This is a genomic window from Candidatus Bathyarchaeota archaeon (genome assembly GCA_026014725.1).
Classification (GTDB): Archaea; Thermoproteota; Bathyarchaeia; order Bathyarchaeales; family Bathycorpusculaceae; genus Bathycorpusculum.
This window is the reverse complement of the sequence record JAOZHV010000044.1, coordinates 128,310-143,054: the sequence shown is the minus strand read 5'-3', so window position 1 is coordinate 143,054 and position 14,745 is coordinate 128,310. Positions and strand designations below refer to the sequence as shown.

The following is a 14,745-nucleotide window of genomic DNA, read 5'->3' as shown; positions in this document are numbered from 1 at the left end:
AACATTTTTTCAAGCGCGCCTGAGCAAAAACGCTTTATTGATGGTGCCTGCCTATGAGAAGAGCAAGGAGACTAACAGTTGCCATCCCCCCTGCTGAGCAAGAAAGGAAAAGCGGTTTTCCTTACAATTCTGGCAGGCGTCCTTTGGGGCACATCTTTCCCCATCATCAAAATCGGGCTGGCGACCATTGACCCGTATGCGTTTGTGTTTTGGCGCTTCTTATTCTCCACGGTTATTCTTTTCGCTGTCATGTTAGTGCTTGGAAAATTAGATTTCAGAATAACAAACAAGAAACTGATAGTTTTCTTGGGAATAGTGAATGCGGCAGGTTACCTATTACAGTACGTGGGCATGCCCTACACCACATCGGCTAAAGCGGCATTGTTCATAAACCTCAGCGCCATATGGGTTGCAATCTTGAGCCCCAGATTACTTGGCGAGACGTTTTCAAGAAAGAAAATAATTGGCGTATTTTTCGGGTTAGGGGGCATCATTTTTGTAAGCACTAATCTGGATTTCTCCACCATGACGCAAGGACAGCTATTGGCTGACTTGATGCTCATAATTGCAGGGGTATCTTGGGCACTCTTCATACTCTATAATAAAAAAATGGTTACGAGGTCGACAACAGAAACTTTTCAGTTCATGACTTGGGTGCTCCTATTCACACTACTTACAATCGTGCCCTTCACTGTTCTGTCTGGACCGGGCTTTTTTGCGCTATCAGCATGGGCTTGGGTAGCCATCGTGTACCAAGCGGTTGTCTGCTGGGTTATACCGTACTACCTATGGCTGGAAGGTCTCAAGTACCTCTCTGCCTCCACCTCTACTATTTTGTTATTATCTGAAATAGTAGTAGCCGTTATCGCCTCTGTCATCTTGCTCAAAGAACCTGTGACCGTTTTCTCAACTGTTGGTGCACTTTTCATAATTCTTGCTATTGCGCTTGTGTCCCTTAAAGATAATAATTCACGCCAAGCTTTGCGAAATCAGCCATTTCCCTGATGATGCTTAAGCTTAAATACATAAAGCATTGAAATATGGGGGCTGGGGAGAAAATTAAGATGGCAAAAATAATAACTGTAGCTTTAGTTGTAATAATGCTCGTAGTAGGATTCGGAGTAGGCTTAATCTCGAGCCCATTCATTATGCCAACAAAAACTTCAGAAACAGACGCAGTCTGGGAAAACATACAGAGAACAGGAGTCATAAAGGTAGGCACAGACCCAACATGGCCACCATACCAAATGAAAGATACGGCGGGCAACATCATTGGTTTCGAAGTTGACTTGGCAAACGCTTGCGCGGAAAAACTAGGTTTAACAATTCAGTGGCATGACACCGCTTTTGACAACATTATTCTTTCCGTCCAAAATGGTCAACTCGACATGGGCGTCAGTGGCTTCTCAGTGACACCAGATAGATTAGAAGTGGTTTCCTTTACTTTGCCCCACAGCACAACAGAAGGACAAGTAGTAATGCTCAAAAGCACTATGACGGCGAAAGGCATAACAACCGTAAACTCGCTTGCAGACTTCAAAACATTAGGTATCACTGTTGGGGTACAAAGCGGAAACGTTCAACAGGAAGAGTTGCAAGCGGCGGGCGTGTCCGTAAGAACATGGAGTGACTCAGCAGCACCCTTCCAAGATATGATCAGCGCAAACCCATCCGTACAGGCAGTATATGCTGAAACACCAATCACTACCAATTGGATTGTAGAATTCGAATCACAAGGTATCGCGGCAGACGTTGTATATAGGCACCCATACTATCCAGTCTCATTCCTAACAGCTAAAGGCTCAACTACACTACTTGACAAGATAAATGGCGCAATGGCCGAGTTGATCTATGACGGAACCGTGGACCAATTAAAAGCAAAATGGCATGCAGAATAAACTTCCGTGATCGCCATTGGATGTTTGGCAACAGTTAATCTACCTCTTGGAAGGAGTACCCGTAACTCTTTCCATTTCTCTGATCTCTTTCTTAATGGGTATAGCCGTAGGACTGCCACTTGCGTTTATTAGAATTTATGAAAAAGAAATTGGCTTCGTAGTTGATGCCTACGAGAAACTGTGGAGAGGCATACCTGAAATAGTCCTAATGCTGTTATTCTTTTTCGGATTAGGCCCTTTTTTTCCAGTTCCATTCGGCAACCCATTCTTTGTAGCTTGTTTCGTATTAGGGCTTAGAAGTGGAGCCAATCAATCTCTAATTTACAGAGGCGCAATCCATGGCGTCGGTGATGAACAAATGATTGCAGGGGCATCGGTTGGTTTCTCTAAGTGGAGAGCAATTTGGAATATTATGGTTCCCCAAGTTTTCACTTACTCTACTCCGGGGTTGGGCAGTGAATATGCTTTGCTCATTAAAGATTCAGCTTATGTCTATGTGCTTGGGGGTGTACTAGAAGTAATGAAGCTATCAAATGATATAAGGGCCTCGACTCTTGATGTAGTAACACCCTACGTTTTGGCTGCCCTCATTTATATTGCATTAACCTTCCCAATCGCTTTTGTTCTTGACAGATGGGGAAATAAACGAAAGAAAAAGATAGGACTGTAATAAAATGACAGACTTTGTAATGGAAGCAAAAAATGTATACAAGACATATCGCATCAAAGGAGAAAAGAAGGAAGACCTAAGATTAGTTGAAGCAGTCAAAGGCGTCTCGCTACAAATCCGCAAGGGTGACATTAAACTGATTTTTGGCCCCAGTGGCTCAGGAAAAAGTACTTTTTTACGTTGTCTTGCAATGCTTGAAATACCTGATAAAGGAGAAATTTACCTTGGCGACCAATGTTTAACACAGAAAGGCGTTGACTTAAACAAAGCCCGTGCCAGAATTGGCTTTGTTTTCCAACATATTTACTTGTTTAGGCATCTCACAGCTTTAGGCAACGTGGAGTTGGCGCTTCGGCAAGTGCTCAAGTTGCCCAAAGAAGAAGCGCGCAAACGAGCCTTAGCCGCTTTAGAAGAAGTGAAAGTTCATGACTGCATATACAAATATCCATCCCAAATGTCAGGCGGACAAGCTCAAAGAGTGGGAATAGCGAGAGCGATAGCTCGAAACCCTGATATTATACTGCTTGATGAACCCACTTCCGCCTTAGACCCAGAACTTACTGGTGAAGTAATCGATACGCTGAGGGATTTAGCGAAAGAAGGCACAACAATGCTTATCGTTAGTCATGAAATGCCTTTTGCTCAGGAAGTCGCGGAAGAAATGATATTTTATGATGAAGGTCATGTGATTGAAACGGGACCGCCGTCACTATTCTTCAATGCTCCGAATACTGATCGTGCCAAACAGTTCATGACGAGAATCATTAAGCGAACTACAAGGGAATAGTTGAATGTTTGAGTTCCTCTTAGACCCCCGATATTACCTCGATATCATACAAGGGTTAACTCTGACCATAGAGATCACGCTATTCGGTGTAGCTCTTGGATTAATATTGGGAACTTTGTTGGCAATAGGGGATATTTATGGAGGAAAACTCATACGGGGAGCAATCGCAGTTTACGTTGAATTCTTCCGAGGAAGCCCACTGTTTGTTCAATTATTTATAGCGGTATACACGGTGCCAGCTATACTTAACGTTCAGATTGACCATTACTTGTTGGCTTTCTTGGTTTTCGGATTAAATAGTGCAGGTTACCAAAAAGGCTACATTAAAGGTGCAATGCAAACAATATTTGACGATCAAATGGCCGCGGGCATGTCAGTAGGAATGTCAAGGTTCCAGACACTTCGCCATGTAATTCTGCCACAGGCCTATAGGATAGTAATCCCATCTTGGACGAATGAATTCTGTTCTCTAACAAAAAGCACGGCTGTATTATCCTATGTAGGTCTCATGGACATAGTCGGTGCAGGACGCACAATTATATTTCAAACGATGCAGGTTTTGCCCGTTTGGATTCTAATCGGCCTCATTTATCTGGTATGGATTACTGGATTTTCCAAAGTAATGGATATAGTTTACGAGAAAAAACGAATCCCAGGCGTAGAACTCGCTATGCAATCTTAAAGACGCTTCTTCAGGTTTTTATTTTCTTGATTAGCCACGCCATGTTTTTCCCCAAGTCATCCATCGTTTTCATGCCCTCCTCATCCTTTTCAACATCGCCCTTGCCCAAGCCAATGCCCACGTTCCAGTAGGATGAGCCGGGCACAATCATTTGGCTGATTAGGAAAAAATGGTTAATGGCGTCAAAAGTGGGGATTCCACCTGCCCTGCGCACCGCAACCACCGCAGCGCCGACTTTACGTTTGAACAGGTCGCCGTTGGCTCTGGCAACGTATCCTGCGCGGTCAATGAGAGCTTTCAACTCAGGAGACATCATCGAAAAGTAAGTGGGTGAACCAAGAATTATGCCGTCTGCCTCAACCATCTTCTTAATGTATGCGTTAACGTTATCTTTTACAATCTTGCATTCCATGTTTTTGACTTTTCGGCAGGTACCGCACGCCATGCAACCGTGAATCTGCTCGCCCGCAAGCTGCACCAGTTCGGTTTGGATGCCTTCGCTTTCAAGAACTGAAAATACTCGACGAATCAAGAGGGCAGTGTTGCCGTCTTTTCTTGCGCTTCCGTTAAAACCAACAACCTTCAAACATCAAACCCTCTAACTTTACTTGAACGCTGAGAATAAAAAAGTGACGTTGCACGCTTAAGCCTTTTTCCTTCGTTTCAAAACCAAGAAAGCAACAACCACAAGCACGGGCGCTAAGACAACAAGAACTACAACCTCAAATGGAAATTTCGGTGTTGGAACTGGCAGCTTAGCAGGATTCTGCATCAACGGATAGCGGTCTTGGTTTTGGACGTCTATGACGTAGGGCGTGTCGCCTATGCCGTCATTGTTAGTGTCGGTTCCGTTATAGTCGCTCCAGTAATTGCCTCTCTGCCCATTATCCCACGCGTGCGGCTCCTCGTCCTCTGGGTATTCCTCGCACATGCAACCGTTAAGCTGCATAACGTTGCCCACAAAACTATTTTCCGCGATTATTATGTCGGTAGGTATTTGGTTTGGGTCGCCGTTGAAGCCAAAGAAGAGACCTTGCTTGTTGTTAGCAATGTAGTTTCGAATCACCGTGCAGTCTGAGCCTGAAATCATTATCCCCACAATGCATTCTGACACGGCGTTATCCATTATTGTGTTGTTTTGCGTCCAAATGTACATGCCTATGCTAAAATTTTTCACGTTAACGTTCTTTATGAGTACGCCTTGAACTTTTTTGTCGCCTATGTCTATGCCAAGCGTGTATTCATACTCTGCATTTTCAGGCATCTGGTCTGGTCCACTGCCCACGTCCCAAATGCCCTTCTGTGTTCCGTCATATGGTCCGCGAAGCGTGTAGCCTGCGCCATCGATAACTATGTCGCTTTTGAGTATCTTGATGGCAGCATTAATGTCACTTGTAAAGGTGTAGACATTTCCGCTTCGCTGAATAAGCGGCGTTTCAGGCGAGACAGTGCCGTCGGCGCGTATGAAAATTGTCTGCAAAATATCTTGCGAATTCGCTGGTTTTAGAAGAATGGGCATTGTCAAAACAGCAATACAAAGAACAGTAAGTATCAGTTTTTTGGTAAAGCTTGTTTTTTTCATTACTCAATCACCTTTAAACTGTTTGAGTCATTTAACCAGTTCCTTGATTTGCAAACCGTTTTCCCTGCAAACTTGAATTGCAAGCAATCCTCATAGGGACACATTTCGACACAGCGCAGGCAATAGATGCACTGTGAACTTGCAACATCACCGCTCTTTTGCTCATACACTTCCGTAACTTGGGTTGGGCAAACACGCTTGCACACGCCGCACTTGGTGCATTTCTCTTCAACCTTATTCAAGCGCACACCGCTTATCCACTTGAAGGGCGGGAACCTGTTAAACAGCGCGATTAGGGCGCCGAGTGGGCAGATTCTGCACCATGAGCGGCGAACAAAGAACGCTGCCAATGTAACTATGCCTAGAATGATGAGGTTAAGTGAGGTTACGTAAAAGCCCAGTTGATAAAAGTCGCCTGTGGTGGTTTCAAAAATCCACTCTGTACGTAGCAATCCAACGCTTGTCTGCGAAAGCATGCACAGTGGTTTCATGGGGCAGACTTGGCAGAACGGCGCTGAAAAGTACTGATAGACAAAACCGCCTTTTTCAGTTCCAGCCACAAGCTGGGTGCCAGTTAAGGTTTGAGAAGCGAAAAGCACACTTAGAATAATTATGACTGCCAATATGACGTAACCTAATTGGTGGAATTTACCGTTAAATTTCTCGGAGAGTTCCCTGCGTTTAATTCTGAGGGCTTTTCTTAGGCGAGTCATCAAATCAACATATAAGCCGAAGGGACAAATCCAGCCGCAGAAGAACCGCCCCAGCACTACTGCCGCCAAGATGATAACGCCGAAAACAACTGTCAACCGCAAAATGCCTGGCGAGTCGTAGTTTACTCCCCACCCGCGTCCAACATCAAAGAAGGGGTAAATGTAGGATTGGATTTCCCACAGAGCGCAAGTTACGGTTTTTCCGCATGGGTAGTAGCATCCGAAAAACGGCATCGGAATCCCATCAGGCATCGATACGCCAAGCACGTTGTTGCCGATTAAGGCTTCATGTGGCGCTATTTGCTCTGCAGGCACGGGTAGGCGTTGGTGGTCGATAAAGATGCCGAAGAAAATGAAAAAAATAAACCCAATCTGCACAAACAATCTCAAAGAACTGATTTTTCTTGTTTTGTTTTTTCTTCCCGCTACTAACGCGACTGTTCCAACGCTAAGGAAAGCCACGGCTGCCGCAATTACAGAATAGTTAACTTTCATCGCTGGCAGGTTAGGTGTCGGCGCTGTTGCTTCTGGATTAGTGGGGTCTGTTACTTCGGCGAATAGTCTGTCGCATATGTGCCCGTGAATGGGAAAAATGTTCCAGTAGCCGACCATGTCAAGCTGTTGAGTGACTGAAAAATTTCCTGTTTCTGGGTCGGTTAGAACATACTGTTCGATGAAGGTGTAGTCTGGTCTTGTAAAGGCAACCCTGATTGTTTTGTTTTCTTCTGCAGGACAAACCTGCCCTGTTACGGTGACGGTTTCGTTTATGTAAACGTAGTTTCTGTCGATCTCTGAGGTTATGTGGGGGCCATAACAAGAGTTGACTGGTTCAATGTACACTACGCTAAGAACGCTTACAGCGATTAGGACTCCTACGAGTAAGGAGAGGAAGATTCGCTGTTTAATAGCCAACCACACCCATGCTCTCCCATACGGCTTCATCATTCATATATTTTTTCAAACAGCCCCTAAACATTTGAGACAGCAACTTTGAGCACTTAGCACCAATTTTGTTCCGCGTTGTGTTTACTGATATCGCCATAAAGCCTTTTTTGTCAAGGTTTCTTGACAAACGAAAATGATACCCAGTCAAAGTTTCTTGACTAGAACTTGCTAAGGAGGTAGTGACCAAAAATAAGTGGTGCAGGGGATGGGATTTGAACCCATGAACCTCTACAGGATAGGCTCCTGAAGCATGCGCGACGCTTTTTAAGGCGGCTCTACGCCTTTGACCATGCTCGGCGACCCCTGCCTGCAACAGTGAGTTGCGGTGTTATCCAAAATGATTCTTACTCATAAATATTTGCGCTTGATTTTTCAGCTGTTTCTTTGAATGCAAAAGCAAAACTATAGCAATATTCATATATTACTATAAACTTAACTCGCTACCTAACTTGGTGATAATTTGAGCCTCAGCTGGAAAGATTGGAAAAAAACTGACATACTCTACGGAATCGTCGCCCCCTTAATTGTTGTCTTAGCCATCGTTGGCATCTCAGTGCTTAACTCACTGATTGGTTTTTCCGAGTCCACAGGATTCATAATAGGAATCACCATGCAAATCCTCGAACTCACCGTAATCGTGGCTGTGCCGCTTCTGCTTGGGCTGGTTTGGAATCGGTGGGCAGGCGGCGCTTCAGGCTTCTTGATGGGCAGCCTCTACTCTTTGTATTGGGCAGACCAGTTCAGGGGAGGTGGAACCTCAGGATTCCACTTTGGCGTTGGCACCATACTGCTTGCCTACACCCTTAGCGCCATGCTGATTGGCTACATGGCTGGAGCGTTAAACAAGCGTTCCGAAGACTTCCGCAGAATGGCCATCTCTGGGGTAATCGCAACAGCCATCGGCGGAGTGTTGCTTTTTGGGATTTTTCAGCTTTCGCCCTCAAACGTGGTGACTGGTTGGGATGGTTTTCTGCTTAACGTGTTGCCCCGAATTCTTTGCGGAGTCTTGATTCCTGTGATTGCTAAAGTGTTCTTCTGGTACGGCATGGGCGTAAACAAAAAACCTAAAGATTACGCCGCCTAGAGTATTTAGTTGGTGTGTTGCTGTTGGATTATCCTTCTTGTAACCAGAATACTTGTATAAACTGGAAAGAGGGGCACTGCACTTTGAAAAGCCCTGAGAAATACGGTGATTCTTGTCTTGATTTTGAAGACGCGATGGATTTTCTGAGGCTGAAAGCTGACGCAATCAAAGGAACGCTAAGCTAAATATAACTTGTAAATGGCGATTTATTCTCAAAAGGCTAATTAAGCTTTTACTTCAAAAAGGTACTGAGCTGAGAAATCTTGTTTAATGGTTTGATAGAGGGCAAAGTAGTTGACGCAGTATTCGGTGTAGTTATCCCTACCTTGGTTGCATTCTTAATTGTTGGCGTTTCGTTGGCATCATCACCAGCTCTTATAGGACTCAAGTATACCTTGCTAGAAGCGATTGTCGTTGTCAGCATCCCCATGCTGCTCGGATTAATTTGGAATCAATGGGCTGGCGGAGCAACAGGATTTATTTTAGGCAGCCTTTATGCGCTCTACTACTCGGATCAACTTTATGCCGCTCAAGGTGGCGGTGACATAAGTTTATTGAGTAATCTTGTTAGCGCTATGCTGATAGGTTATATTGCGGGGGCTTTAGGTAAACGTTCAAGCAGTTACCGCCACATGGCGCTGGCAGGGATTATAGCTGGGCTTGCGGGGTCGCTGTTGCTCTCTGTTGCCAGCCAATTCTCCCCTATTCTTGGTGGGGATGCCTCTGGTGCCTTGTTAATCTTTATACCAAGAGTGCTTGCAGGGTTAATAGTTCCATTAGTTGCAAGAGCTTTCTTGCGTCACAAAACACAGACAGGTGCTGAGCTTGGAAAAAAATTGGTTTAGCCTTCCCCGCAAGCTAGTCCGCCCATAGCATCAATATATCGTTTCGCGTCATCAAAGGTTCTAAAAGGACCATACACGAAATCGTATTTTGGGTGCGTTTGCTTGGTGGGCTGGTTTTCTGCTTCAAAGATTTCAGGTGCTGTTTTCTCTTTCATTCCTATGTAAACTTTCATTTTCTTGCTTACCTTCTATCTATTAACTTTTCAGGTTTTCAGCTATCAGGTTCTGGATTTTTCGCTCTATTTCATCACGTATTTCTCTAACTTTTTCTATAGGCTTCCCTTTTGGGTCTTCCAGCGCCCAGTCTATCACTGGCTTAAAGAATGGACCTGGGCAAAGGTTTTGAGCGCTGCAGCCCATAGTTACAATTAAGTCTACGTCCATTGCCATCTTTGCGGTTATCATTTTAGGCTTGTTGTTTGAAATGTCGATGCCCTTCTCTTTCATGACTTCAACCACTACTGGGTTCACCTTGTCTGCGGGTTTGTTGCCGGCGCTGGAAACATCAAACTGGTCTTTGCCGTATTTTTTGGCGAATGCTTCTGCCATTTGGCTTCTGCCTGCATTTTCAACGCAGACAAACAAGATTTTTTTCAAAAACGCTTCACTGTCCAGTGATAGTGTTTGGGTTGGTATTACGCTTTAGCTTTTTTGAGTTCGTCAATTATTTTTTGCGTTTCCTCTTCTGACGGATGCGAAATTGCACCAGCAGGGCAGATGTCTTCGCAACCTCTGCAGAATACAATGCATTTGTTTGGGTTTACTACAGTTTTCTTTTTGCCGTCTTTTTCTTCAAACTTGAAAGCACCAACATGGCAATAGTCAACGCATTTCCCACAGGCAATACATTTCTTATAGTCTATTTGTGGATCCCAAGGTATTTTTTCGCGAGGAACTCCCTCATATGATTCTTCAGCCGTTTTCTTCACAACCTTTATTACTATTACTAAATATAACAATATTTAAATATTGTTCTGAATAGACTGAATCTACAGGGTGAATCTGTGGAAAACCAAATTCTCAGTCAAAAAATCGAAAAAATCTTGGGCTTAGGTTCTCCGCCATTAGCCATAAAAATCATCAAAACTGAAGACCCCTTGCCCAACATCAGATTGCCGACTCAAAATAGCCGTTACTGCCAGTTTCTTATGCTAGCCAGAAAAGGACAAACTTTAATACTAAACGCTGAAAAGTTGGCGTGTCCAGCAGCAAAAGCAGCCTTAGGACTAGGGTCATTGGCAGAAAAAATCTCAACAGGAGAAATGCTGTGTACCCTCGGATTATTCGCAAACAAGGAAGCAGCAGCTAAGACGATGCGTATGATGCCAAGAATAAAGGAGGGCACGACGAAAGCTGTTGTTGCAGGGCCTCTAAGAGATTTCCCAATGGAGCCAGATGTCGTCATTATAGAGAGCATTCCTGAACACATAATGTGGATTGGTTTAGCTAGAAATTTTAAGGAAGGCGGGCGGCTTAACTTTAACTCATCCATTTTCCAAGCTGAATGCGTTGATGTGACAACTGTGCCTTACATAACTGGCGAAATAAATATGACTCCTGGCTGTTATGGGTGTCGCCAAGCTACCGATACCCCGCCTGAACATATGTTCATTGGCATTCCAGCAAAGCTTCTGCCTGAAATCGTCGAATCCTTGGAAGTCTTAGCACAAAAAGCAATGCCTCCGGTCAGAGAAAAAGGCGTCTACGCATTGTATAGTAAAGGGTTAACACACAATAAAGAAAATATTAATCGCGTCTAAGCGATTGATTGGTTCTTTATTCCATTTTTTTTCTTAGTTTGCTGATGATTTTGCCTGTTTCCAGTTTTGAAGGATGGCTAATGGCGCCTGAGGGGCATACGGCGTCACAACAGTTACAGTATACAATGCAGTTGTCAGCTTTTTTTACGAAGGGTTTTCTTTTGCCTTGTTTCTCCTCAAAGCCATAGACACCATGCTTGCAGTATTCCACACATTTTCCACAGGAGCCACATTTTTCATAGTTGATAATTGGATACCAAGGTATCATACATCTGGGAACGCCGTGAAATGCTCTTTCAACCATTCAAACCACCTTTGCCTACATTGTCCAGAACGAGTAAACTTCTAGATTTGCAAACTGTTTTTTCAGAAAAGCCTTGACTTCATCCTCATCTAAATTTAGGATACCTTTCTTATCAGGATGCAATGGTATACCCGTTTGTCTTAGGTTTTCGCCTTTTGGGAAGTCGTAGAAGATGTAGTAGCGTTTGTCGTGGAGCATTATGAGTTTTAGGGTGGAGAGTTCTTTGTTTTGTGAGAAGCCGTTTTGTTCAAGGATGAACACGATTGAAGCGGGCTTCTTTTCGGCGACTGCCTGTTTGAATTCTTCGAAGCTTCTGATTCTGATGTGCCCCTCAGTCAACTTTTATCACTTGGTATCTTTTGGACGCTTGTAAAACAACTCTTCTATGCAAATATTTAAATATTGTTATAAACAATATTTCGAACCATGGCACAACAAGCAGCAGCTCAACTCAGATTCAAAGCTCAAATATTCCATGCCCTCTCAGCCTCAGACAGACTCGAAATACTTGCGTTCTTGCGTGACGGCGAAAAATGCGTCTGCGAAATAGTGCCCCACCTCAATTTGATTCAGCCAGTTGTTTCTCGTCATCTAAAAATTCTGCGGGATGCGGGAATAATCAGGTGCCGCAAGGACGGAACAAAAAGAATGTACTCTATCGTTGATGCGCGGGTGTATAAAGCGGTTGATGCCTTAACTCCTGACTTCATTAGCACGTTGCAGAAAGAGGTTATGGAACAGATGTGTTGTAGTCCTTCAGGAGAGGAATAGTTTGGAACCAAAAGAGGAGCACTTAAAGAAAGAGTTGTCGTTGGGGCTTTGGGAAAAGTACCTTACGCTTTGGATAGCAATCTGCATTGTGGTGGGTTTGCTTGTGGGCAGGTTCTTTCCCGCCTTTGGCGAGTTTATGGATTCGTTAAAGTTTGCACAGCTATCAATCCCCATTGGTGTGCTTTTGTTTTTTATGATGTATCCAACCGTTGTCGGCATACAGTTTAGTGATGTGAAAAAGGCTGCAAGAAATCCAAAGCCGCTTCTTGTCACGATAATTGCTAACTGGGTTATCGCTCCGCCACTGATGACTTTTTTGGCAAACACGTTTTTCGCTGGCAACCCCCAGTACATTGCAGGTTTGATTCTTCTGGGCTTGTCGCCTTGCACGGCGATGGTTATGTGGTGGATGTATCTAGCCAGAGGCGACATGGCTCAAGGACTCATAAATACCGCGTTTAACGCTTTGCTTATGCTTGGGCTGTATGCTCCGCTTGCCGCACTCTACTTGGGCGTTAGTAGCATCCCAGTGCCGTGGGATTTAATCGCTATTAGCGTTTTAGTGTTTATTGCGTTACCTGTCACTTCAGGGGCAATATCGAGGCGGGTGATCATCAAAAAGAAAGGTGAGGAATGGTTCAAGGATAAATATAATCCAATTGTTGGTAAAATTTCCATCGTTGCGTTACTGTTAACATTGATTGTTTTGTTCTCATTTGAAGGACAAACAATTCTCAACAATCCGCTTCTCGTCGGTTACCTCGCCATACCCAACCTGCTACACTACGTCATAATGATTGGTTGGACGTATCCGCTGGGTTACTTTTTAGGATGGAAGTACGAGAGCGCCATTGATACCACCATCATTGGTAGCAGTAGCCACTTCGAAGTCGCCATCGCGGTGGCAGTCACTCTCTACGGAATCGGTTCAGGAGCAGCGCTAGCCACCGTGATTGGTCCACTTTTAGAGGTGCCCTTGATGCTTTCGCTGGTAAAGCTTGGCTTGAGAACTCGTAAATATTTCCCAAGAAAAAAGCGTTTGTAGCAAATGGAACATTATTGTGCAGCCCTGTGCCAGATTTGTCACAAACTATATACGAGGCGGATGCAGAGTAGGTTATTGCAGGTCAAGGAGCAAGCTTTAGATGCATTGCATTGAGGCATAGAAGCGTGCTAATCCAAACAGCGAAAGATTAGTGTGCGATTAAGACTTTGCCTCACTGGGCTGAACATGCATTATGTTGGCATCTAAGCTATGAGCAGCAGGTTTCAAACGGCGATATGGATCTGCAGCGCTAAAAACATCGCTTAGATGGAGCCGCAACAACAATAAGGCTCAGACTTGACCTGCCCGAAAAAAATAAAGTGGAAGAAAAATACGGAAAACCGTAAACTCCCCACTTTTTTGTTTTAGAACAACCTGCCTTTCTTGCATGGTGGTTAATAAACAAAATAGAACCTTATACACTGATTATCTATAACAAAGCTTTGACTAATTTTTGATTAACAGGTTAGTCAAATAATCTTAAATTGCCAAATTCAAACTTAACGGGTAGTAAAGGTAGTTAGTCTATGGGTGTGAGCTTTGAAACCTTTCAAGATGTTCTCAAACACCCTATCCGCCGCAAAATCGTCTTAGCCTTAAACAGAGGTCAAAACTTGTCTTACATGGACCTAATGGGGGCTGTTCAAGCCGCAAACACTGGGAAATTTAATTACCACCTAAAAATTCTCGCTGATTTAATAGAGAAAGATGAAAGCGGTCGGTACTTACTAACTGAGAAAGGTCGTTTGGCTGCGCAATTTCTAGAAACGTTTAAGGAAAAGAAAGAAGAGGCATCACCTTTGCGCGGGTTTGATGCTTTGCTTATTGGGTTCGCTGGGTTTGTAGTAACCATGGGTAACCCATTTTTTTGGACTTTTTATGTTTTAGCGTCGATGAATTTGAAAGCTATTCCTCTCTTCTTTGGGCTTGTGCTTTTGGTGAGAATCTTTGGCGTTGTAGTGCCTGGTGCTGTAATGTGGAGGTTAACTGTAAAAAGAGCCAACTCGCATGATATATACGATTTATTCAAATCTTCACTCTTTGCATTTGCCATGCTTCTTGCGGTATTGATTATTATCATAATTTTCAATGTTAACGTTTTAGCCGAAGCCAAGATTCAAACTAGCCCAACAATCAGTTCAGGAAACATTACGCTCCCAGATGGAGGAATGGGTTCTTGGTCAAAATCATCTTTTGTGGTTATCCCATTGAGTTTGCTACAGATAGTTTTTCCTGGCTTGTTCTATTCTTTTGTGGGTGTTGCTATTGCGGAAGGAGTTAGTCGTATAAGGAAGAAAAACGCACTCAAATGATATACTGTTGATTTGAGACTTTCCGCTTTCTATTGGCATTAAACTCACCAATATGCCTATCCATCACGTAATAGAAGAAAATTTAGTCTTTGGCGAGCATATTTGGATGCTATTAGTGGTTCTATGTTGAAACTATAGAGGGGTAGGTTGCGCGAACCTATTTGCCGCCTATTAGAAACTCATTGCAGAAACTATAGAGGGGTCTATCGTGTTGGTGCATTTTCAAGCCAAAAGCATGCTGTTTTTACTGCGACCATTGGCTACTACGACCATTACGGTTAACTGTTGCCTTCACAGGGGTTGGTCGTGGTAAAAACTGCTAAGACTGCGCCAGCCAGCGCCTGAT

The 14,745-nt window shown here is 43.9% G+C and carries 19 protein-coding genes and 1 tRNA gene; 11 read left to right on the top strand and 9 right to left on the bottom strand.

Annotated elements, in window-relative coordinates; all coding sequences use genetic code 11:
• The first annotated feature begins 78 nt into the window (after positions 1-78).
• Genes NWE95_08220 through NWE95_08200 form a run of 5 tightly spaced genes read left to right on the top strand, consistent with a single transcriptional unit; the run spans position 79 to position 4,037 of the window.
• A complete protein-coding gene (locus NWE95_08220) occupies positions 79-1,005 on the top strand; it encodes a DMT family transporter (GenBank protein MCW4003879.1) in 927 nt (308 codons plus the stop codon).
• Positions 1,006-1,064: 59 nt separating this feature from the next.
• Positions 1,065-1,898 carry an ABC transporter substrate-binding protein gene (locus tag NWE95_08215; GenBank protein MCW4003878.1) on the top strand — a complete coding sequence of 278 codons (834 nt, stop codon included), beginning with the start codon at positions 1,065-1,067 and terminating at the stop codon, positions 1,896-1,898.
• A 16-nt stretch (positions 1,899-1,914) separates the two neighbouring features.
• Positions 1,915-2,568 carry an ABC transporter permease subunit gene (locus tag NWE95_08210; protein ID MCW4003877.1) on the top strand — a complete coding sequence of 218 codons (654 nt, stop codon included), beginning with the start codon at positions 1,915-1,917 and terminating at the stop codon, positions 2,566-2,568.
• A gap of 4 nt (positions 2,569-2,572) precedes the next feature.
• Positions 2,573-3,355 (top strand): amino acid ABC transporter ATP-binding protein, encoded by a 783-nt coding sequence (locus tag NWE95_08205; protein ID MCW4003876.1) that lies wholly within the window; start codon positions 2,573-2,575, stop codon positions 3,353-3,355.
• Positions 3,356-3,359: 4 nt separating this feature from the next.
• A complete protein-coding gene (locus tag NWE95_08200; GenBank protein MCW4003875.1) occupies positions 3,360-4,037 on the top strand; it encodes an amino acid ABC transporter permease in 678 nt (225 codons plus the stop codon).
• A gap of 10 nt (positions 4,038-4,047) precedes the next feature.
• Here the strand turns inward: NWE95_08200 and NWE95_08195 are convergent, their stop codons facing one another.
• The 4 genes from NWE95_08195 to NWE95_08180 form a co-directional block, all read right to left on the bottom strand.
• The gene (locus tag NWE95_08195) at positions 4,048-4,623 is read right to left on the bottom strand and encodes a flavodoxin family protein (protein MCW4003874.1); all 576 of its coding nucleotides are present in this window, start codon (positions 4,621-4,623) and stop codon (positions 4,048-4,050) included.
• A gap of 57 nt (positions 4,624-4,680) precedes the next feature.
• The gene (locus NWE95_08190) at positions 4,681-5,619 is read right to left on the bottom strand and encodes a hypothetical protein (protein ID MCW4003873.1); all 939 of its coding nucleotides are present in this window, start codon (positions 5,617-5,619) and stop codon (positions 4,681-4,683) included.
• Positions 5,619-7,244: a 4Fe-4S binding protein gene (locus tag NWE95_08185; GenBank protein MCW4003872.1), complete on the bottom strand. Its 1,626-nt coding sequence runs from the start codon at positions 7,242-7,244 to the stop codon at positions 5,619-5,621. Before NWE95_08185 ends, NWE95_08190 begins: the two co-directional genes overlap by 1 nt.
• 227 nt (positions 7,245-7,471) lie before the next feature.
• A tRNA-Leu gene (locus tag NWE95_08180) sits at positions 7,472-7,584 on the bottom strand.
• Between the two features lie 153 nt (positions 7,585-7,737).
• Here NWE95_08180 and NWE95_08175 point away from each other — a divergent pair.
• Positions 7,738-8,361 (top strand): hypothetical protein, encoded by a 624-nt coding sequence (locus tag NWE95_08175; protein MCW4003871.1) that lies wholly within the window; start codon positions 7,738-7,740, stop codon positions 8,359-8,361.
• 263 nt (positions 8,362-8,624) lie between these two features.
• Positions 8,625-9,206 carry a hypothetical protein gene (locus NWE95_08170; GenBank protein ID MCW4003870.1) on the top strand — a complete coding sequence of 194 codons (582 nt, stop codon included), beginning with the start codon at positions 8,625-8,627 and terminating at the stop codon, positions 9,204-9,206.
• Here NWE95_08170 and NWE95_08165 read toward each other — a convergent pair.
• The 3 genes from NWE95_08165 to NWE95_08155 are packed head-to-tail and all read right to left on the bottom strand — an operon-like array spanning position 9,203 to position 10,135.
• Complete coding sequence (locus NWE95_08165) at positions 9,203-9,379, bottom strand: hypothetical protein (GenBank protein MCW4003869.1); 177 nt, start codon at positions 9,377-9,379, stop codon at positions 9,203-9,205. The genes NWE95_08170 and NWE95_08165 overlap by 4 nt on opposite strands.
• Before the next feature lie 22 nt (positions 9,380-9,401).
• Positions 9,402-9,803: an arsenate reductase ArsC gene (locus NWE95_08160; GenBank protein ID MCW4003868.1), complete on the bottom strand. Its 402-nt coding sequence runs from the start codon at positions 9,801-9,803 to the stop codon at positions 9,402-9,404.
• Between the two features lie 38 nt (positions 9,804-9,841).
• Positions 9,842-10,135 carry a 4Fe-4S dicluster domain-containing protein gene (locus tag NWE95_08155; GenBank protein MCW4003867.1) on the bottom strand — a complete coding sequence of 98 codons (294 nt, stop codon included), beginning with the start codon at positions 10,133-10,135 and terminating at the stop codon, positions 9,842-9,844.
• A 75-nt stretch (positions 10,136-10,210) separates the two neighbouring features.
• Between NWE95_08155 and NWE95_08150 the strand changes: the two genes are divergently transcribed.
• Positions 10,211-10,966 carry a DUF169 domain-containing protein gene (locus NWE95_08150; GenBank protein ID MCW4003866.1) on the top strand — a complete coding sequence of 252 codons (756 nt, stop codon included), beginning with the start codon at positions 10,211-10,213 and terminating at the stop codon, positions 10,964-10,966.
• A 16-nt stretch (positions 10,967-10,982) separates the two neighbouring features.
• On the opposite strand, the gene NWE95_08145 is transcribed toward NWE95_08150, so the two are convergent.
• The gene (locus NWE95_08145; protein MCW4003865.1) at positions 10,983-11,270 is read right to left on the bottom strand and encodes a ferredoxin family protein; all 288 of its coding nucleotides are present in this window, start codon (positions 11,268-11,270) and stop codon (positions 10,983-10,985) included.
• A gap of 15 nt (positions 11,271-11,285) precedes the next feature.
• Positions 11,286-11,609 carry a hypothetical protein gene (locus tag NWE95_08140; GenBank protein MCW4003864.1) on the bottom strand — a complete coding sequence of 108 codons (324 nt, stop codon included), beginning with the start codon at positions 11,607-11,609 and terminating at the stop codon, positions 11,286-11,288.
• An 87-nt stretch (positions 11,610-11,696) separates the two neighbouring features.
• On the opposite strand from NWE95_08140, the gene NWE95_08135 reads away from it, so the two are divergent.
• The 3 genes from NWE95_08135 (at position 11,697) to NWE95_08125 (ending at position 14,399) form a co-directional block, all read left to right on the top strand.
• Entirely contained in the window at positions 11,697-12,041 is a 345-nt protein-coding gene (locus NWE95_08135) for a metalloregulator ArsR/SmtB family transcription factor (GenBank protein MCW4003863.1), read from the top strand.
• A gap of 1 nt (position 12,042) precedes the next feature.
• The gene (gene arsB, locus NWE95_08130; protein ID MCW4003862.1) at positions 12,043-13,086 is read left to right on the top strand and encodes an ACR3 family arsenite efflux transporter; all 1,044 of its coding nucleotides are present in this window, start codon (positions 12,043-12,045) and stop codon (positions 13,084-13,086) included.
• A 527-nt stretch (positions 13,087-13,613) separates the two neighbouring features.
• Positions 13,614-14,399 carry a hypothetical protein gene (locus tag NWE95_08125; GenBank protein MCW4003861.1) on the top strand — a complete coding sequence of 262 codons (786 nt, stop codon included), beginning with the start codon at positions 13,614-13,616 and terminating at the stop codon, positions 14,397-14,399.
• The last annotated feature ends 346 nt before the right edge of the window (positions 14,400-14,745 follow it).